Annotated in this window: 20 protein-coding genes and 1 pseudogene; 11 read left to right on the forward strand and 10 right to left on the reverse strand. The window is 58.5% G+C overall.

Annotated features, from left to right (window positions below; genetic code table 11):
• Positions 1 to 450, forward strand: a 450-nt coding sequence (locus tag ACT3TP_RS17475) for an SCO1664 family protein (protein ID WP_444621184.1), incomplete at its 5' end; no start/stop codon positions are given.
• 240 nt (positions 451 to 690) lie between these two features.
• On the opposite strand, the gene ACT3TP_RS17480 is transcribed toward ACT3TP_RS17475, so the two are convergent.
• Positions 691 to 2,505: a 2-isopropylmalate synthase gene (locus ACT3TP_RS17480; protein ID WP_444621185.1), complete on the reverse strand. Its 1,815-nt coding sequence runs from the start codon at positions 2,503 to 2,505 to the stop codon at positions 691 to 693.
• A 171-nt stretch (positions 2,506 to 2,676) separates the two neighbouring features.
• Here ACT3TP_RS17480 and ACT3TP_RS17485 point away from each other — a divergent pair, with 171 nt between their 5' ends.
• Positions 2,677 to 3,345 (forward strand): FadR/GntR family transcriptional regulator, encoded by a 669-nt coding sequence (locus tag ACT3TP_RS17485; RefSeq protein WP_444621186.1) that lies wholly within the window; start codon positions 2,677 to 2,679, stop codon positions 3,343 to 3,345.
• Between the two features lie 705 nt (positions 3,346 to 4,050).
• On the opposite strand, the gene ACT3TP_RS17490 is transcribed toward ACT3TP_RS17485, so the two are convergent.
• The 5 genes from ACT3TP_RS17490 to ACT3TP_RS17510 form a co-directional block, all read right to left on the reverse strand.
• Positions 4,051 to 4,353, reverse strand: a complete 303-nt coding sequence (locus ACT3TP_RS17490; protein ID WP_444621187.1) for a HigA family addiction module antitoxin — start codon at positions 4,351 to 4,353, stop codon at positions 4,051 to 4,053.
• Complete coding sequence (locus ACT3TP_RS17495) at positions 4,340 to 4,621, reverse strand: type II toxin-antitoxin system RelE/ParE family toxin (RefSeq protein WP_096288909.1); 282 nt, start codon at positions 4,619 to 4,621, stop codon at positions 4,340 to 4,342. Before ACT3TP_RS17495 ends, ACT3TP_RS17490 begins: the two co-directional genes overlap by 14 nt.
• Positions 4,622 to 4,714: 93 nt before the next feature.
• Positions 4,715 to 4,867: a hypothetical protein gene (locus ACT3TP_RS17500; protein ID WP_444621188.1), complete on the reverse strand. Its 153-nt coding sequence runs from the start codon at positions 4,865 to 4,867 to the stop codon at positions 4,715 to 4,717.
• A gap of 1 nt (position 4,868) precedes the next feature.
• The gene (locus tag ACT3TP_RS17505) at positions 4,869 to 5,105 is read right to left on the reverse strand and encodes a dicarboxylate/amino acid:cation symporter (RefSeq protein ID WP_141393613.1); all 237 of its coding nucleotides are present in this window, start codon (positions 5,103 to 5,105) and stop codon (positions 4,869 to 4,871) included.
• 703 nt (positions 5,106 to 5,808) lie between these two features.
• On the reverse strand, positions 5,809 to 6,765 hold the full coding sequence (locus ACT3TP_RS17510) for a GlxA family transcriptional regulator (RefSeq protein ID WP_096288915.1): 957 nt from the start codon (positions 6,763 to 6,765) through the stop codon (positions 5,809 to 5,811).
• Between the two features lie 71 nt (positions 6,766 to 6,836).
• On the opposite strand from ACT3TP_RS17510, the gene ACT3TP_RS17515 reads away from it, so the two are divergent.
• Positions 6,837 to 7,781 (forward strand): NADP-dependent oxidoreductase, encoded by a 945-nt coding sequence (locus tag ACT3TP_RS17515; RefSeq protein WP_217990434.1) that lies wholly within the window; start codon positions 6,837 to 6,839, stop codon positions 7,779 to 7,781.
• Between the two features lie 337 nt (positions 7,782 to 8,118).
• On the opposite strand, the gene ACT3TP_RS17520 is transcribed toward ACT3TP_RS17515, so the two are convergent.
• A complete protein-coding gene (locus ACT3TP_RS17520; RefSeq protein ID WP_096288917.1) occupies positions 8,119 to 8,424 on the reverse strand; it encodes a helix-turn-helix domain-containing protein in 306 nt (101 codons plus the stop codon).
• 416 nt (positions 8,425 to 8,840) lie between these two features.
• On the opposite strand from ACT3TP_RS17520, the gene ACT3TP_RS17525 reads away from it, so the two are divergent.
• A complete protein-coding gene (locus ACT3TP_RS17525; protein ID WP_096288919.1) occupies positions 8,841 to 9,215 on the forward strand; it encodes a VOC family protein in 375 nt (124 codons plus the stop codon).
• A 105-nt stretch (positions 9,216 to 9,320) separates the two neighbouring features.
• Here ACT3TP_RS17525 and ACT3TP_RS17530 read toward each other — a convergent pair whose 3' ends face one another.
• Both ACT3TP_RS17530 and ACT3TP_RS17535 read right to left on the reverse strand, forming a co-directional pair.
• Positions 9,321 to 10,313 carry an Abi family protein gene (locus ACT3TP_RS17530; protein ID WP_444617173.1) on the reverse strand — a complete coding sequence of 331 codons (993 nt, stop codon included), beginning with the start codon at positions 10,311 to 10,313 and terminating at the stop codon, positions 9,321 to 9,323.
• 326 nt (positions 10,314 to 10,639) lie between these two features.
• On the reverse strand, positions 10,640 to 12,124 hold the full coding sequence (locus ACT3TP_RS17535) for an ApeA N-terminal domain 1-containing protein (protein WP_096288921.1): 1,485 nt from the start codon (positions 12,122 to 12,124) through the stop codon (positions 10,640 to 10,642).
• A gap of 313 nt (positions 12,125 to 12,437) precedes the next feature.
• Between ACT3TP_RS17535 and ACT3TP_RS17540 the strand changes: the two genes are divergently transcribed.
• The 6 genes from ACT3TP_RS17540 (at position 12,438) to ACT3TP_RS17565 (ending at position 17,954) form a co-directional block, all read left to right on the forward strand.
• Positions 12,438 to 13,334 (forward strand): DUF2268 domain-containing protein, encoded by an 897-nt coding sequence (locus ACT3TP_RS17540; protein ID WP_444621189.1) that lies wholly within the window; start codon positions 12,438 to 12,440, stop codon positions 13,332 to 13,334.
• 29 nt (positions 13,335 to 13,363) lie between these two features.
• Positions 13,364 to 14,146 (forward strand): MerR family transcriptional regulator, encoded by a 783-nt coding sequence (locus ACT3TP_RS17545; RefSeq protein ID WP_217990435.1) that lies wholly within the window; start codon positions 13,364 to 13,366, stop codon positions 14,144 to 14,146.
• A gap of 202 nt (positions 14,147 to 14,348) precedes the next feature.
• Positions 14,349 to 14,984 (forward strand): hypothetical protein, encoded by a 636-nt coding sequence (locus tag ACT3TP_RS17550; protein WP_176484300.1) that lies wholly within the window; start codon positions 14,349 to 14,351, stop codon positions 14,982 to 14,984.
• Between the two features lie 253 nt (positions 14,985 to 15,237).
• On the forward strand, positions 15,238 to 17,211 hold the full coding sequence (locus tag ACT3TP_RS17555; protein ID WP_444617194.1) for an ATP-dependent nuclease: 1,974 nt from the start codon (positions 15,238 to 15,240) through the stop codon (positions 17,209 to 17,211).
• A 268-nt stretch (positions 17,212 to 17,479) separates the two neighbouring features.
• On the forward strand, positions 17,480 to 17,626 hold the full coding sequence (locus ACT3TP_RS17560; protein ID WP_141393616.1) for a hypothetical protein: 147 nt from the start codon (positions 17,480 to 17,482) through the stop codon (positions 17,624 to 17,626).
• Between the two features lie 10 nt (positions 17,627 to 17,636).
• A complete protein-coding gene (locus ACT3TP_RS17565; protein ID WP_217990436.1) occupies positions 17,637 to 17,954 on the forward strand; it encodes a sigma factor-like helix-turn-helix DNA-binding protein in 318 nt (105 codons plus the stop codon).
• Between the two features lie 87 nt (positions 17,955 to 18,041).
• Here ACT3TP_RS17565 and ACT3TP_RS17570 read toward each other — a convergent pair whose 3' ends face one another.
• Complete coding sequence (locus ACT3TP_RS17570; RefSeq protein ID WP_444621190.1) at positions 18,042 to 19,064, reverse strand: hypothetical protein; 1,023 nt, start codon at positions 19,062 to 19,064, stop codon at positions 18,042 to 18,044.
• Positions 19,065 to 19,187: 123 nt separating this feature from the next.
• Here ACT3TP_RS17570 and ACT3TP_RS17575 point away from each other — a divergent pair.
• Positions 19,188 to 19,321, forward strand: a pseudogene (locus tag ACT3TP_RS17575) (IS30 family transposase); the annotation flags it as partial.

The following is a 19,321-nucleotide window of genomic DNA, read 5'->3' on the forward strand; positions in this document are numbered from 1 at the left end:
CATGAACCGGCAACTGGTTGGAAACAGGTGCTCCAGGGACAAGATGAGAGTGGACGAGCGGTCTCCCTCGTTCACGAAGACACCCCGGCTCTGCGACGCATGGCGGTGTTCGACGTCATCGTCAACAACGCCGACCGCAAGGGCGACCATATCCTTGCCCTGGCCGGCGGCCACCGGCACGGTGTGGACCACGGGCTCACCTTTCACCGGGACCACAAGCTGCGCACGGTGCTGTGGGGATGGCGGGGAGATACGCTAAACGCCGACGAAGAAGAGGGCATAAATCGTGTCAGCGAAGGGCTGCACGGTGAACTGGGCCAAAGCCTGGCGGAGTTGCTCAGCGGCGAAGAACTTGCATCACTCGCCGCACGCTGCGCCAAGTTGAGCTCGGCAGGACAGTTTCCGGCACCGAGCGGTGAGATGCCAGCAGTTCCATGGCCGCTTTTCTAAGGGAATTACGAACACAATTTTCGCCGCTGGTTGGTTGTGCACAAAATCTGATTGCTGCACCAAGGTGGCAACCGCTCGGAAATGCGCATGACCGCCACGAACACTTGTTCATGGCGGCCATCGCAAAGGTTTAGCGTAGCTCAGGGACCACGGCATTGAACCTGAAATCACCACGTCGCCACACGAAACCACCGCCAGGCGTGCTCTGTCGGAAACCTGGCAGCTTCTCGAACGGGAAGACTACGGCAGGCCAATAACCCCCGATGTAGCCGACTGCCTCTGGGCGGTCACCCGATTGGCCGCTGACATAACAGCCGACATACTCGCCGCCAACACCGAACGCCCACGTCCGGCGGTCCAGAAAATGCCGTCATCGGTTCGGCATTCAAGCAGAGTTAATGCCTCGCTGTCATTGCTTGCACCCACGCTGGTCTGGTGCAAGCTGAGGACGTCAACTGCGATGCCGTGAATCTCCAGTGCGGAAGTCAAAGCCTCAACCGGCCCAACACCATCATGCCAGCTGCTGTGTTGCTGCCCGGAAACGTCGAGCACAACCTCTACACGAGCGGCTCCATCCATATCTACAACCTGATAGCTGTGCAACGCGAGGCGCTCGGCCGATGAGCCCTGATGCAGATAGACCTGCTGAAAGACACTCCACAGTCCGGCTGCACTGGCTTCGCTGCCGGTGGAGTCCGTATGCCGCTGCACGTGGCGGGCGAAGTCAATCTGCAGGCGCAGTGGCAACTCAATCCCGTACTCAGCTTCGAGCAGATATGCGATTCCGCCCTTGCCCGATTGGGAGTTCACGCGTATCACGGCAGCATAATTTCGCCCTAAATCGGCCGGGTCGATCGGCAGGTAAGGGACGTTCCAGGGAATATCGTGTTCCGGAAGCTGTTCGGCGCTTGCCTGAACGCGATGAGCGATAAACCCCTTTTTGATCGCATCCTGGTGGGTGCCGCTGAAGGCGGTGTGCACGAGGTCCCCGACGTAGGGTTGGCGCGGGTGCACCTCCAGACGATTGCAATACTCCACCGTTCGACGGATCTCATCGATGTCGGAAAAATCGATCATCGGGTCGATGCCTTGGGCATGGAGATTCAGCGCCAGTGTCGCGATGTCGACGTTTCCGGTGCGTTCGCCGTTTCCAAAGATGCACCCCTCGACGCGTTGAGCTCCGGCGAGGACCGCAAGCTCGGCGCAGGCGATCCCGGTACCGCGGTCATTATGCGGATGCACCGACAGGATGACGGAATCCCGGCGTGCAAGATTTTTGTGCATGTATTCGATCTGGTCGGCATACACGTTTGGAGTTGCGATTTCGACGGTGGCCGGAAGATTGAGAATCACCGGACGCTCAGGCCTCGCATCCCACAGCTCTGTCATGCTGTTGCAGATGTCGAGTACATAGTCCGGTTCGGTCAGATTAAAAACCTCTGGGGAAAATTCGAAGCGTACGTTCGGCATGTCCCCCGCAAATTCGAGCACATCACGTCCACCGGCCAAAATCAGTTCTTTGAGCGCTTCCCGCTCGTATCCGAGCACCAGGTTGCGCCACGTTGGGGCGGTCGCCGTATACATGTGGATCACGACCGGGTTGGAAATCCCCTTGAGCGAGGCAACCGTCCGCTCGATGAGCTCTCGTCGAGCTGGGGTGAATACGACGATCGTCACGTCATTCGGGGCGATGCCGGTTTCCGCGATCAGCCGCACGAAGTCGTAGTCGGTCTGTGATGCCGAAGGGTAGCCGACCTCGATCTCCTTGTAGCCCATGGCGACCATGAGCTCGAAGAAGCGGCGCTTGCGTGCCGGGTCCATCGGCTCAGCGAGCGCTTGGTTGCCATCGCGCAAGTCAACCGGAACCCACTGCGGAGCCTCGGTAAGCTGCTTCGACGGCCAGTCGCGTGCGGCCAGTGGCACGTCGACTCGAGAGTAGACGTTGGAGTAGCGGTGCGAGGGCATCTGTGAGTATCGCTGCTGGTTCCAGCTCGGTGCATTATCCGGCACGGAGCCTGCCGGAGTCGAGATATGGGGAAATGATGTCTTTGTCATTTTTGTTTCCTTCAGTCCAAGAATTGCGACCGGCACAGCATTCGCCTCCACGACGGGGAGCCGGTCTGGCTACGCCCCGCCGTGGCGGCGAAGTAGAAGGAAATTTTCGAAGAACATGGATAGACTGTAACACAACTCCTCAGACAAGCTGATGAGTTGGAAGGCGATTACGTGGCACAAGTGACTCGAACACCGTTGGCGGATCAGGCAGCGGATCTGCTACTCGAACGCATCCGGTCGGGCGAATGGGCGCTGGGAGAAAAACTCCCGGGCGAGACCACGCTTGCTCCCCAGCTCGGCGTCGGACGATCCACACTGCGCGAGGCCATTCGCCAGCTGGCAGGGCGCGGAGTCCTGGCCTCCCGGCAGGGATCGGGTGTCTTCATCACAGCCCTGGATGTCTCGGAAGACTGGGATATCGTCTTGCGTCGCGCCGGCATCATCTCGGTCATCGAGGCACGTATCGCCATCGAAACGGAAGCCGCCTCGCTCGCAGCCGCACGCCGGACCCCGGCGAATGTCCGTGCGATCCGGCAGGCCCTCTCCGCCCGCGCCGAATACCGCGATGAAATCGAGAGCCACGTCGATGCCGACACCGCGTTCCACCGCGCGATCGTGGCCGCAGCGCACAATCCAATACTTCTGGATCTGTTCGACAGCTTCACCCCGCGGCTTCGCGAGGCGATGATCGAAATGCTGCGAATCCGCAAGACATTTGGGCACACGGCGGACCAGGACCTTCACGGTGGGCTCGCCGACGCGATCTTCGATCGAGACGCGGCCGCGGCCGCTCAGCGCAGCCGCGCTCACCTGATGTCGCTGCGAGACAGCCTCACGTAGGCAAGTTCTAGCCGGCTCCTGCCAGAGAAGTATCGTTGGAAATGGTTCTCGCGGCGGCATCACCACGCCGGGTATAAAAGCCGTCCTCAGCCCGCGGGCCTACAAGCACTTTTCAATGAATTTTTACACGTTGAAGCTTAGCTCCACCGGGTTCTAGCACGGAGCAACCTCTCGCGAAATCGCATTCCGACAGAAATACTGTGGGCCAAATCTTCTCGACGGGCTCGCTCGACATAGGCGCAAGGCTTTCTGGGCGACAAGCCGTTGACGAGTGTCAGAGTCCACCTCGTCGGTCCGCTCCCTTGCCCGCACTCGTTCAGATCACGAGCCGGCAATTCTTTACGCCCGGATTCTCAGGAAGCAGCTGCTTCCCAAGAAACCGGCTTCACCCCATAGTTCAGCCTCCACCAGCGGCAAAAATCCCCCACTTCGCGGAGAAAGCGCGTGTACGCGTGAATCCGGCATCCCGATGAGAGGCTGCGAGCGTCTTCACTTCCAGGAAGCAGGCCCCGTGGTGGGCGGAGTCATCGATAACCCTGCGCATCGAGGTACCGAGGCCTGAACCGTGCACTGCTCGGCCGACAACGGTGAAACGCAGCTCGGCGTTGGATTCCGGTTGCCCGAACTACTGGGAAACCGTGACGAGCAGGAGCGCGACATCATTTGGCATGTGTCGATCGGGGCCTGCGACCCGCACTCCACCGTTCATGCCACCTTCAGCGGCGTGATCGAAGCGATCTGCTCCCCTGCGATATCCTCTGCGCGATCGAGCTCATAGTGGCTCTGCAGGTTGAGCCAGAACTCGGCCGATGTGCCGAAGTACTTCGCGAGCCGCAGCGCGGTGTCCGCCGAGATCCCACGCTTGCCGTGCACGATCTCGTTGATGCGCCGCAGCGGCACTCCGATCGACACAGCGAGCTTGTTCTGCGTGATCCCGAATCCCTCGATGAAGTCCTCCATGAGGACCTCGCCCGGGTGGATGGGCTGCATCTTCTCAGTGGTAGTCAACGATCTCCACCTCCTCTGGTCCGGCGTCTGTCCATTTGAAGCAGATCCGCCATTGGTCATTAACACGTATGCTGTGCTGGCCGGCCCGGTCGCCTTTCAAGGCTTCGAGCCGATTGCCCGGCGGACTTCGCAAGTCATCCAGGTTCGTCGCTGACCCCACCTGGCGGAGCTTGCGCAGCGCCACCCGGAGTATCCGAGGATCAATGGACGGCACGCGCTCACGAAGCCACAGACGCTCGGTATCCTTGCTGCCAAACGATCTGATCACAGTTCCAGTATATAACGGAGTGCGTCAATAACGCTAGACGTTAAACCTGAATACAGCCGCGTTCTGGCACGTACGCCATTGGAAAAGTGGGCACTAGCTGTAGCTCTCGCGGTCGGGCACAACGAATCTGCACAGTGCATTCGCCTCACGGATGTCCTCGTCTGACTCTCCCCCGGAGACCTCGCTCAGCATGCCCAGCAGCGACTGGCCTGAGCTGCCCAGACGGAACAAAAAGAAGGCCCCCACCTCACTTGCGATTCGTTCCCTTGGAACGCGGTGCTTCGTCTTTCCGCTGGTCGCGCAACGCGGTGGCTACGGCCACAAAGAAAGCGAATAACAATGCGACCCACAGGTTTTCAAGAACTTCTACCGGCGACCTACCCGATATCAGGCAATACGCTCCAATCAGCAGGCCCATGCCAAAAACGGAGATGCCGAGGTATAGCGCCACGCGTTGCATGGCAACCCGTGAAATTTTTCTCACTTGCGATACCTCCCACCTATAGATGTTTCTGAATACCTCGCTCAGGATAGGTGGCGTTTCTGAGCGGAGCAAATTGCCTCGCGATCACCTCAGCCACCCGTCTGAGGGTTGCAAGAAGATTAGGCGGCGGTGGGGTGCCGGACCGCGAGGGTCACGGCCAGATCCTAGATGGTCTCGTATTCGATGGGGCCAACAGGCCCAATCCGGTCTAGCTGCGATGATCGCAATTCACTGAGTCTTCCTCGACGATTGTGCCCTCGGGATTGATCCGATTCATGCCTGCCGGATGGCGCTCAGTTCTTGGCATCAATTCATGGATAGAGCCTGCTACGCTGCCGCTGTGGATCATGGAACCGGGCTAGCGCGACTGCGTCACGATCGCCATGCCTCGGGCCCTCCTGCATGACACAATAGCCCGGCTCAAGTTTAATGATTCGCCCGACGTTTATGCCTACGAACAACACCATAATCGTTCGCCTCAGGCGGGCTCGACGATGCCGAAGAAGACCGAGCGCTTGCCAAGCTTAGATATTGAAGCGGAACTCCACCGCATTACGGTACGGAATAACCTCTGACTCTGAGCCATACTGTCCCTCATCGATAGACCTCTCGCCGGTGGCCAAGGCGCAGAATCCGGGTTCCGATATTTCTATCCCTCGTCGCTTGCTGCTCCGGGGCGAGACTGGCATGCCGGGCCCTGTTGCTATTCGTGGAAACTGTTCCGATATTGGCTAGGAGACGTGCCAAGAGAAGCGCGGAAGTGGTCACGGAGCGTGAAGGCGCTTCCGAATCCGGCTTGCTCTGCGACCTGATCAATGGGGAGCGTTGTGGTCTCAAGGAGCGCTCTCGCGAGTTCGATTCGTTGTCGGGTGAGCCACTCCCCGACGCTTTGTCCGACTTCCGCGCGGAATCGTCGGGTGAAGGTCCGGCGACTCATTCCGGCGTGTTCGGCCAGCTCGGCGACGGGTAGCGGACGCTGAAGGTGTCGGAGTGCAAACGTTCGGGTCCCAGAGGTGCTCGAGTCGTCAGAATGGGGCACAGGTCTTTCCACGTACTGCGCCTGTCCACCGTCACGCCAGGGCGGAATGACGCAGCGTCGTGCAACATCGTTCGCAACCCGGCTGCCGTGGTCGATGCGGATCAGCTGCAGGCACAGGTCGATGCCGGCCGCGGCTCCGGCGGACGTGAAGATCCGTCCACTTTGCACATAGAGCACATCAACTTCTACCTCGATGGCCGGGTAGGAAGCGATGAAATGCTCAGTTCTCTTCCAATGCGTTGTGGCGCGACACCCTTCGAGTAGACCCGCCGCAGCGAGCACATACGACGCCAGGCAAATGGCAACGATGCGCGCAGCGGGCGGGACGAGCGCGACGGCGGCAGCGAGGTCCTCTGGGAGCTGCTCCGGCCCGGTGATGTTCGCGTGGTGTTCCCCCGCGGGGATGACGATAGTGTCCGCGGTCGCGAGAGCGGACGCGTCGTGCGTCACCGTGATCGTGAAGTCTGCGGCCGTGCGGACCGGGTGCCCATCTGGTGAGCAGGTGATCACCTCATACAGAGGCTCACCATTCTCGTCGAGCGCGGAACCGAACAGCCGCGTCGCGATACTCAGCTCGAAGGGAAGCACTCCTTGGGATGCGAGAACTACAACACGATGCATGGCCCAATCCTCCCACATAATGGCCAGCGGGCCACTCGTCAGGGCGACGCGAGGAGACCAGAATTGGAACCATGACAGATCACACCATGCAAGCGCTCACCCAGAACATTCTCGGCGGGCCAGAAGTACTCCACTTGACTGAACAGCCGCGCCCGACCCCTGGACCAGCCGAAGTCCTCGTCCGGGTCCGCGCGACGGGACTGAGCCCGACAGACTGGGTGCACCGGCGTATCCCCGGATTCCTAGGGGACGGATCGAAAGTGCTCGGCTGGGATGTGTCGGGCGTCGTCGAGGAGGTCGGCCTCGGTGTCTCCATCCACAAGGCGGGTGATGAGGTGTTCGGAATGCTCCCTTACCCGCAGGGGCACGGAGCCGCGGCCGAGTTCGTCGTTTCCCCTGCGCGGCACTTGACCCGGAAGCCGGCGAACATCGATCATGAAGCAGCTTCTGCCGTGCCACTCGCAGCGTTGACCGCGTGGCAGGCGCTCGTCAATGTCGCCGACGTGCAACCGGGACAGCGAGTTCTCATCCATGCGGCCGCTGGTGGAGTTGGTCACTTCGCCGTGCAGATCGCCAAAGCCAAGGGTGCATATGTGATCGGGACGGCGAGTTCCAAGAACCATGAACTGGTCACGTCGCTGGGAGCAGACGAAGTCATCGATTACACCAAAGATGACTTCTCGGCAGCCGCACAAGACATTGACGTAGTACTGGACACAATCGGCGGCGACTACGTTCCTCGCTCCCTGCGAACCCTCCGAGCCGGCGGCACCATCGTCTCCATCGCATTGAACACCACCACTGACCATTCTGCCGAAGCCAGCGCCATCGGTGCCCGCCACGAGATGATGCTCGTAGAAGGCGACCAAGCGGGCATGCAGGCGATCGCCGAACTCCTCCACGACGGGGCTGTCCGCCCCGTGATCGCAGCTACCTTCCCTCTGAGAGATGGGCACCGCGCCCACGAACTCGGCGAGAGCGGACACGTCGCAGGGAAAATCGTTCTGACCGTCTGAGTTCGGGCACGCGAGAGCGAAGCCAACCGTGTCTTCAACGGAGTCCGGTTAGCTTCGCTCTCGCCCCTGGTGTCCTTTGTCGCCAACCACAGGCTGCTCGAACGTTAGGCTCAACGAAACCGACCCCGAACTCCGATGGCCGCCGGATCGAGGGACGATTGCTAGGCCTCCGATGGGCCCACCATCGAAATCAACACGTTCGCGACGGCTGCGACAAGTCGGCTACAGCTTCAACGAAACTACACCGATCTCAAGAAGGATAAATTCATTCTAGTCAGGAGTTTTAGGCGTTGAAGCGGCACTCCACCACGTCGCCACGGTTGGCAAACGTCTGGGCTCAGGCCACCCGGACGCGCTGGTCGCCGACCACGAACTCGATTGCCAGCCCGCCACCGACTGCCTCGAGGTAGCTGCGGATCGTGCCGATCTTCGCGCTGTCGAGGTCGCCATGCTCGATCTTGGAGACTTGGCGCTGGCCCACGCCGATGCGCTCGGCGAGCTGGGCCTGGGTCAGGCCCGCCCCTTCGCGCAACTCGCGGAGGCGGTACGCACGCACCTCGGCGAGCATCCGCTCCTTGTGCGCTTCAACGAGCTCCCGGTCCACGGGGTGCTTGGCGACGAAGTCCTTCAGGGTCTTGGCCATCTCGATCGTTCTCCTCTCGATCTGCGCAGGTGCTCATCGAACAGTACGTCAGCCAGTGGAATGCTCCTCTTGTACAAACGCTACTAATCGCCAGCCTTGTCGCCCGCGATCAGCTCGATGTCTACACCCCAGACGCCAACAGTTTAGACCCTGCAAGATCTGCAGGCAATTATCCAGAACTTGTGCGTCAGACGTTGAAGCGGAATTCAACCCAGTTCGGGCACCGAACAACTTCTGCGCTCTGGTCAGAACAAATGATGATTGACCTCCATCCAACGGGGAGGTAGGCTCTCCGCGATGATGACAAGTCAGGCCCAAGTCGGACGCACCGGGAACGGCTCTCTGGTTGTTCCCTGATTCGTGTCCATCCTTGCGTGAGGTCAGCGGAGCTCACTCACGCCACCACCAGGAGAATCATGACAGCGCGCTTCAATCACACGATCATCGCCTCAACGGACCCTGCCGATATGGCCAGGTTCTATCGAGACCTGCTCGAAGCGGACGAAGCTCCGGCCTGGGGTCCGTTCGTCAACATCAAAATCGCCGATGGCGTCCTGCTGCAGTTCGCAAGCCCACCGATGGAGTTCCCGCCGCAGCACTACGCCTACCTGCTCGATGACGCGCATTTCGATCGCGCATACGCGAAGATCGTCGACCGGCGGCAGGAGCTCTGGGCCGACCCTCAGCGATCCCGACCCGGCGAGATCAACAATGAGCACGGCGGTCGCGGCGTCTATCTGCTCGATCCCTCAGGCCACTACCTCGAGCTAATCACACGCCCCTACCTGTGAAATCCGCTCGCAGTTAGCGGTTATCAGCCACCGGCCCGCAAGTTCACCGGAAGCCGGAAAACACCCGGCTTCCGGTACATACCAACCTCTGACTGCAACGCACGCTCAGGCCCAGAGCGGGCTGTTGTCCTGCCAGCCGTCGGGGACGCCCATGTGCATTATCGGGACAATCTGGACCACCGGAAAGCTCGCCACCACCGCAGGGAGAAGTCTGCTGCGACCAGTGCCCAACCTGTCAGATAGGAACTGCACCAGCGTGAGTTGACCGAACGTGCGACTCCAGTCCGCGCAGACGGCATCGAGGTCAGGGTGGCGACTAACCTTAGGGAGCTTGGGCGTAATCGTGTGGACGCGGTTGAACAGACGTCCGTGATGGCCACACGTATTTCGCACGAGATTGAGCGACTTGAGCCAACTAGTTAGCTGGGGCGCACTGAGCCCACATGCATCAGCAACGACGTCTTGGACGCGGCGAGGGGCGAAGCCATAGAGGTACGTCAGGCTCCCCCAATCCAGCAGATCAGTTGCTGCCCATACCGGCAGCTTCCCGCCGTATTTCTTGTGGTGGTGCTCCACGAAGTCCTCACGCGACCGGTTCAGCTCGTCCTCGTAACGCTTCACCCATTTTGCGTACCCGCCGCCGCTGCGCGCCGTGGGGCCTAGCAGTGAAGATTGCAAATGAGCGCAGGGATCAATGCGCCCGAGCTCATGCCCGAGTAGCGCACGGATGGCCAGCTCTATCGGAGCCAGCGCTGCAAACGTGGCGGCGCGAAGGCGCGCATCGAACTCGTATAGTGCGACGACATCGCCGAAGCGCGTGCCGGTGTAAAAGTCATCGTGACGGCCATTGGGAGTCTGCCTTCTGAACGGGTACCAGTAGCCGCTCAGCCGGTAGTAATTTACTCGCCGAAGCGTCGCGACAGCTGACTCTTGGTCTCCCATATCCATGCCGCGATCCGCTAGGATCTCCACTTGCTCGGTGTAATGTTTGTAGCTCTTGACGTCTTCGACGATGAACACCGCCTGATAAAAATGAGGACCGGCCCTGGGCCTACCGAGGTAGGCGGAACCGGTCTTAGTAGTTTCTATCTTACGCATGCGGCCTGCAACGCGCAACGCCCGCGTCGCTTCCCGGAGGTATTGCAATGCTGCAACAGGCGCGTGAGAACGATGCAAACCGCACATCGCAGGCCGGATCGTCCCTACGAGACGGTCGAACGGAAATCTAAACTCCACCACATCGCCTCACATACCAGCATCTGACGACGCGCAGACTTTGGGACGAGTCGCTTGCGGTCGGACTGCAGCGTTTCGCTTCGCTATGTGGTGCCCACCGTTGCGCCTCATCATGAAGACGGCCCCGTGCGAGCACGAGGCGAGGCAGAGGTTTGCCCCTCCGATGAGCACCCGCGAGATCCGGTCACTCAGGAGTCAGGATTCGACGCAACCAGCCACTCGCTCGCGGTCCGGAACGTTGCCCTCAGCTGCGGGTGCGCCCGCACGATCTCTCGCTGCCGGTCCGCCGGCAGGCCGATCTCGTGCAGGACGTTGAGGATCACGACCGCGGTCGTCACCTCGACGATGGCGAACAGCTCCTCGATGGAATGGTTCGGCGTGCTGCCCTCGTGCGCGAGGTCATTGCGCGCCCGCGTCGTCCTCCTTGCCCAGTGGTCGACGTCCGGCACAAGCTGCGCGATCGCTTCCTGATCGGGGCGCGTGGAGAGGGCGTGGAGCCGGTCCCGGAGCGTCGGATCGTTGCGGATGGCCCCTTTGAACCTGTCTCGGTGCTCATCAGGGACCTGCGCCAGCATCGCCTCTCGCATTGCCGCGAACTCCGCCTTGGGAAACGGCTTCTCGTCGATGCGGAGGTTACGGTGCAGAACCTCGGCGGCACCGACTGCAGTCAGGAGATTGTTCTCGACGAAGCGGGCCGGCGCGTAGCGCAGGCCCAATATCATGTTCGTCGCTGCCCGCAGGCGGCCATGGGTCTCACACCAACGGGGCAGGACCTCCTCAAACGGGAGCGAGTCGCAGGTGAAGAACACTCGGTGGTGCTCGACGCCCTTTGCGTCATGCTCGCCCAGCGCGACGGGCGAGTAGAGCACATCGGCGCGCCGGCGCGGCAGGGGCCGACCGTTCGGCAGCAGTGACTCGGTACCGGCAACCTCTAGCCGGAGCCAGATCACTCCGGCGGCGCGATGCGTCGCCAGGGAGATCAGGTCCTGCACCAGGCTCGCCGTCTGCAGAGCAGCCCTCAACGAGAAAGAATCGCCTGGCGTGACGCGAATGGAGACTGTGTCTTTCATACGTCCGACAGTGCCACCCTTGCGCTGGTCGAAATGCGGCAACGTGTGAGTGTGCACAAGGCGATACTCGGTGTCTTCGACAACGACCGACTGCGCTTCGAGGGGCTTCACCGAGATACGCCCGGTCCCGTCGATCTTGCCGTCGGGAGCGCCGAGGATTCCTTCGAACACGGAAGACGCCGCCCAGAGACCCAAATCCTCGACCGAGACCTCTGCCCCAGCGAACACCGGGTCCACCTCGCCGCTGACATGCGCACCGATGATCGCGGTCGTAGCCGCCACGATCTGCTTGTCGGGGCTCTTCGCCCTCGCACCTGATGTCCTCTTGCTGTTCTTCGGGATGCAACCCAGCAGAGTCACATCGCGCCGCTCGGCTGCCCCATGGATCGTATCCCAAGTACGGATCCCCTCGTGGAACGCGGTCACGCCAGAGGCAGGGTTGGACGTGACACGATCTTCGAACGTGCCGATCAACGAGAGTGAGAGCCCATGGTCTGGGTCGTATCGGAGAACGCCTGGGACCTTCTCTTCCGGGTCGCCCGGAAGCCACCACAGGCCAGCCCACTCGCCAGCATTGTCGAGTTTTAAAGGATCGTTAGACATCGCGCTCGCTATCAGGGCTCCTTCTTGTCTCGCTGCCAGATATCAGTTTGAGAATCTAAATATTACGGCATAGCCATCCCCCAAGGTATAAACCGCACCATCGCATTTTATCCCTCGCAGCCGTTGCCGTAGAACGCACGAATGCCCCCGGCTTCAATAGAAACCGAGGGCAGACGCGACAAGAATGATTAGACGTTGAAGCGGAACTCCACCACGTTGCCACATATACCAACCTCTATACGCAGTTCGCTACTTTCCAGATTTGACCTTGCCGTTGCGGCAAGGTTTACGGTTTCTTACTATGACTATTTCAATGATTGACAGCGAGTCGAGCATGCGCCGAGTCCTAACAGCGACACCCGACGACCGCGCCGACCTTGTCCGGGAGATGTGGTCGCCACTGGTCGGGATGTACCACTTCATTCCCGGAGGTGTGGACTTGGCCACCGTACACCGCCAGAATTTCGGCTTCGATTGGGAGAGCACAACCGAACCAATTCAGGAGGGCCTCGAACGTCTCGTCGAGGCAGACGCCTGGAACCGCATCACCGAGGCGCTCAAGTCCGGATCCGCAGCCCTGCGGTTAGCCAAGCCGGACATAGAGGTGCCCGATCTGCAAGTTCTTCTCGTATTGGGCGATCCCGCTAACAAACACTTCGTTAACGAAATCCAGGGGCTGTCCGCATTCGGCGGAATCAGCGGCTACATCACCATCACTATCTGGCCCACGCCCCAGGTTCTCGAACAGCTCGAAGCGATTGCCGTTCATGTACTGCACCACAATGTGCGGTACTCACCCGGCGGAGTCGTATGGGATCCGATGACGGTCACCGTAGGCGAACAGGTGATCTCGGAAGGGCTTGCAGACGTGTTCGCTGCGGAGCTGTACGGTGACCGTGGATATACGCACTTCGTCAGCGAGAGCACCCATAATGATGACGAAGTCCTTGCGAAAGTCGCGAGCGGCCTGCACACCACCGGAATGCAGAACTTCACGGCCTGGGTGCATGGTGACGCTAATGCTCGTCTCCTGGGCGCAGAGCCAGTGGGTCTGCGCACCGGTACGGGCTATGCCGACGGTGCACGGCTTGTACAAGCGTATCTTGATGCCGCGGGTACCACCGCGGCTCAGAGCATCGGCACGTCAGTGGACGAGGTTCTATGTGTCGCAGCGCCTCAACTGGGCTTGCGTCTCAATCGGGAATACTGAGAACGAAGTCAACCAACAGAAGGCAGTCCTTGGAATGGACCGTGCACCAACTCGCGCAGCGTGCGGGCATCAGTGGCCGCACGCTGCGCCACTACCACCAGATTGGGCTGCTCGAACCAGACCGCGTTGGGTCCAACGGCTATCGCTACTATGGTCCCGACGCGGTCGCCCGGCTGCAACGAATCCTGCTGTTGCGTGACACGGGCATGCCACTGCTTGACATCGCGACCGTGCTCGATGCGCTCGTGACGCCTGAGGTGGAAATCGAAGCACTCGCTGGACATTTGGAGTTTCTGGCTCGTGAACGCTCTGCCCTGGATCGACGCATCAACGCGGTGGAACACACCTTGTCAATGCGTCGACAGGGCCGCGAACCTCGCATGGATGTCATGCTCAAAGGATTCAACGACCGATACAAGACTGAGGTTGTCGAGCGATGGGGTCTCGAAGCATTCGACGCGTCGAATCAGTGGTGGCACGATAAGTCACTCCAGCAACAGAAGGATTGGAAGGCCAGAGCCGACGCCCTTCTCGTCTGCTGGCGTGAGATCCAGGAAGAAGGACATGATGTGGGCTCCCCCGTCGCGCAAGAACACGCGGCCGTTCATCTGGAGTGGTTCAAAGAGATTCCTGTTACTCCTAACCACACAGGCGATACGGCGAAGTCCATCGACCTGATCCGAGGTCTAGCGGCTCAGTACGAATCGAACCCCGACTTCCATATCGCCTTTGGCACAGCGGAAGCCGCGGGGTTCGCCGCAAACGCATTGCGATTTCACATGCGAGCGTTAAAGTCCCTCTCTAGGGAGTGAACTGCTCCACCGAGGTTAGTTTGAAAATCTAAGTTCAACGGTGTCACTCTTCTTTAAGATGTTTGCCTTACCGCCATGCTACGTTCCTCGCAGCCGTTGGCGCTGAGCGCAAAAACGCCCTCGGCTTCAAAAGAATGAACTGGCCCCTTCGGTTGGACAAGAAAAAGCTCCACCTGATGCCCTGCGACAGTCCCTGCTTCGCATGGTGCGTCATCCCAATCAACGCAAACAGCACGCAGTCGAGGCCATGGCTGAGTTCGAAGAGCAGCATGCGTGGAAAGTGCTGTCCACTGCGCAGCGCTTTGATGACTCGCAGGTTCCTTCCGGCATCAGCAAAGCCTGGTTGAACGAGTTCGGCGACCATCTCGACCCTGCCGTCAGCGAGCAACTGCGGTTGCACGTAGGGCTTCTTGAAGAACGCGATATCGAGTACACCGCGGGTCGCGCGTTGTTGAAGGAGCGCAAAGAAATTCTATCTGCTAAAGGCTACCTCACCCAGCATGGGTCCAGGTTCAAGACGCTGAGCAGAGAGTTGCGTTGCTCCAACAAGCGCCGTGATTGGTTAGATGCAAAGTTGGCAGCCGGTGACTACGACATCAGCGACGAGGATCACAGCGCGTATCTGAAGGCCGTCGTCGGTGAGAACGCAGCGCATAGCTCGACATGTCAGACCATCAGGCCGACCAGCAGCTATCTGTGTAGTCGACACACAGGTATCATGCGCTCGGTACATGAGCATTGGGATCCTTCAGCGTCGAAGGCAGCGGCACCCTGGCACCAGCCGGCTACGCCGAAGGGTCACACTAGATCAGATGGGTTCCAGACGCTAACGGCGTAGAACTAGTCGGCCGCCAGCAGAAGTCACCGACAGGTACTTGAGTCAGATGCACGGCATTGACGACGGGGCCGCCATAACCGATAAGAAGGCCGAAGCAGTCAAGTTCAACAAGATGTGCGGCGAACTCGGAGACACGGTGCTGAAGATCCTTCTCTAGGGTCACCAGCCCGTTGGATATAGAGAAGGCAAGACACCAGTTGCAGATGCAGCCGAGGTCTTGCCTTGCGTCATGCAGCATAAATGTCACTTGTCCATGGAAGACTTGCCAGCGAATCAGTGGAACAGACCAAAGGCGGTATGTATGCGTGTGATGTCAGTCGGTATTGAGAATTTTCGATGCCTAAACAAAGCCGACATCGATTTTAGCCAGATCACGACTTTTATTGGCCCCAATGGGGCCGGAAAAAGCTCAGTGCTTCGTGCGTTGGACTGGTTCTTCAACGGTGGAGTCATTGACGAGAAGGATGTCTGGTCGGGAAGCAACCAACAGCGAGTACGAGTGCGAGTCACCTTTGACACTTTGACTAGCACAGATCGCGCGGCCCTGGGCGACAAGTATGCTCCAGCGGGCACAGATACTTTCACGGCTTGGCGCACGTGGTCCAATGGCCAGGACAAGATGACCGGCAACGCCTTGGCCTTCCCGCCATTCGAAGATGTCCGAAATGCTGTTGGAGCTGGCCCCAAAAAGGAAGCCTGGCAAAAGGTTCTCGATGCTCACCCGGATCATGATCTACCTAAGTGGACTTCCGCCCCCAAAGTTGAGTCCGCCATGGATGACTGGGAGCGCACTCATCCTGAGCACCTTGAAGAGTCTGAATCAGGTGGAAATCATCTATTTGGATTCAACGGACAGAACGTTCTGTCTGGAATCTTTGATTTCGTCTTGGTAACAGCAGATCTTCGAGCGAACGAAGAAAGTCAGGATGCCAGAGGCACGATTATTAGTCGCATCCTCGAAAAGACGGTTGACCGAGCAGCTGCCGACGAAGCGTATTCCCAGCTCGCCGAGGAAGTAGCAGCTCGTCGCGAAGCCATCTCGAAAGAGCATCTCAATTCCCAGCTTGAGAAGCTCGGTGCTGACCTAAGCAATGAAATCGAGGCGTTCACCTCCGGTCGCAAGATCCAATTGTCGGCCGAAGAGCCCGAAATGAAACCTCAAATGTCGAAAATCCGAGTGACCGTCAGGGACCAGTTGACTCAAACTGATGTCGACCGGCAAGGACATGGATTCCAACGTGCCCTATTGATCTCCAGCCTAAAAATGCTTGCCAGCAAGAGCGCCAGCGAAGATTCCGAGAGCGTCATTTGCCTAGCCATTGAAGAGCCAGAGCTCTTCCAGCATCCCACTCAAGCTCGTGCATTCTCCAGCGTACTGCGGACACTCGCAAGTGATCCCGCCAACGGTTTGCAGATCACCTACGCAACGCACTCACCCTATTTTGTAGACGCGCGGTACTTCGATGAGATTCGACGCGTTCGGCGAAGCATCGCTGCCCCAGATCAGCACGCTGAGGTCACGGTCTCGCATGCAAAACTGGATGCGGTTGCATCCAGATTGACGGGTTACGTCGACCCGAAGGTCGTGACCGCTCGGTGGGATATGGTTTGCAATCAGCACCTATCCGAAGCCCTCTTTGCCGATGCCGTGATGCTGGTAGAGGGCGATGACGATAAGGCCGTGTTCGAAGGCATTGCTGCGCGATCCAAGCACCTTTCCGCTGACGGCATTGCTGTCGCCGCGGCACAAGGCAAAGGACATCTCTACATCCCCCATGCAATTCTGAGTGAACTAAAAATTCCGACGATGGTCGTCTTCGACAATGACTCAGGCTGCGAAGCGCGGATGACCGAGAAGAAAAAGCATGAGACGAATCCTGACAAGATCAAAGAGAACGCGAGGGCCATCAAACATGCCGTGCGCAACCATGTCGGAGACAACCGTGCTCTCCAACGCTACTTCAACCTGGACGAGCTCGATTACCCAATTGGAGCGTTGTCTCCTGAGCTTCACGCGGTCGACGACACGCTTGAGACAATCATCAACAACGACTGGCCAAGCTGGAACGATACCCTTCAGACATTAGTTAAAAGCGGCCAGGGTGTAGGCAATAAGAATGCCGCAACATACGCCCTTGCTTCAACAAACTGCGAAGAAGAACCTAGCGGCCAAATAGCATTGCCAGTCGAGAGCATCAGGACCTTAGTTCGCACCGCCAACGGGTGACAACACTTCTTATATTGAATCCTTCGCTGGCCATGGAACCTCCATGGTCAAATGGCCGGCGAAGATCCAACCGCATCGATGAAGCGTCGTGTTGAGATTGACACCAGGTGCAGCTTCGTACAGCTCGCAGAGCGTTTAACAATTGATAGTACGGACAGATGTAACGGAACAGGTTTATTGACCGGAGATTGTTGTGACACTGTTCGGATTGGTACGGGTCAGCACAACGAAGCAAGAAACAGAATGCTAGCACGATGCGTTAGATAAGATCTGCGTCAAAGTTTTCGAAGAGAACGTCAAGAGCAAGCTCGCCCTTGACCATCGTCCGGGACTTAGCGCAGTCATCGCCTACTTACGGCCTGATGACATGCTCACGGCGCAGGAGGTTGGTCGCCTGGGTAGGAAGCCTGCTTGAAGGTCCCGTCGTGCTCAATGACCTGTTCACGCGCGGCATCGCGGTCAAAGTACTAGGAGGTATCGCCGCCGGTGAACACACCCAACGAAGCTTCGTCTTGGATATGGCATTGGCCTTGGCAGAATGCCGTCGGCGCAACATCGTGTGTAAGACCACGAACGGGCTCGAAGCGGCACGCAAGTACGGCAAGGTTGTTGGCCGCTCACGGGTGATTCATGATGATAAGCGAATTATCATTCTGGCACGTCGGGATAAAGGTGAGTCAATAAGAGAAATCGCTCGTGCGCTCGGCGTTTCCGTAGGTACGGTACATAGCACGCTGACATGAATCGACAGCGCCGGAGTCGCCAACATCAGCGACGAACCATAATGGTCAGCCGTCACTTTTAAGATCTGTCGCGCAGGCAATGACATCCTAGAGCATGCGTTCCGAGAGCTGGTCAAAGAACTCGGTGAGCAGTTGAGGAGCATTGGGTTTCATCAGTTCAGCCCCACCGAACCGGTAGACCTCGTATCCAGTCAACTTAAGTCGACGGTCTTCAGCGACCATGTCGCTATATAGCGTAGGACTTGCTATCTCCCCATTGGCATAGTGCTGTTTTCCATCCACTTCAATAACGACGCGATGCCTATCAGAAAACAAAATCAGGAAATCCATACGCTGACGGGCAAGCGGACTGCCATTTTGCCCAGCCGCGCGACGAGCCAGTTGCGTCGAAGGGTCAAAATGTAGATACACCTGTGGGATCAGCACTGGGACATCAAAATTGTCTCCGTTGTATCGAGATGCATATGCGTCAAAGACACAAAGCTCTACCGGATTGCCTCCGATTGAAGCTCTCAATCGCTGATGAAGATTGATCCCAACATCCCGCTCAAGTACCGAATCCGGGAGTTCCTCGCGCTTACGCCACCACTGAATTAGCTGCCTAAACTTCAACCCATCGGCAGGAACAGGTTGATCATAAATCAAGCAGAACTCGCCATTTCGGACGATCTCAATGTCATTACTGACGGCGTCACGAATCACCAGATCTGGTTTGGGACCATTCGCAGCGAATATGAGGTTCTTCGTCGGCGCACCAACACCACCGCCTCGATCGTACTCATTTAGCAGAGCAATGACGTCAGCCCGAAGCACCTCTTCCACGTCAAGCTCAGCAACCACGCGTCGAGCCAGAGCAACTAGCTGCGGGAGTTCCCACCCCGAGGTATAGCCCTTGATGACATCACGCTTACTGAAGTTGGAATCGTTCGGGTGATAATCCTTTTTTGGCCACGGTAAACGAAGCTCTTCATGCAGCACTGCTTCGAGAGTCTCCCGTGTATAACTGCCGATCATCGATTCCTCGATGGCCAGTCTGAAGCCGCGCGAAGAAACCTTTACAGGCGGCTTCGGTGCGGAATCCCATTCACTGAGGAAGTTAAAATTATTCACAATCTCATTGTCCCCGGCTTACCCGACATAATCGACAATCGAACAGACGCATAAGGACTCCTCACCAATTGAACTGGGTTCCAAAAGTTGGACTAGCTAGACAATAGTCCCGCATCAGGCCGCAAGGGTGCTGATCTATCTGTTTATGGTCCAGCGGACTTGGAGCATGTGTGTATTTACCTCAACAGGGCGACAACGCAAAACGCTCGGCTGGAAAACTCCAGCCGAGCGTCTTGATGAATTACTATTAGTGGCTT

Source organism: Glutamicibacter sp. AOP38-B1-38 (assembly GCF_052377485.1).
Classification (GTDB): Bacteria; Actinomycetota; Actinomycetes; order Actinomycetales; family Micrococcaceae; genus Glutamicibacter.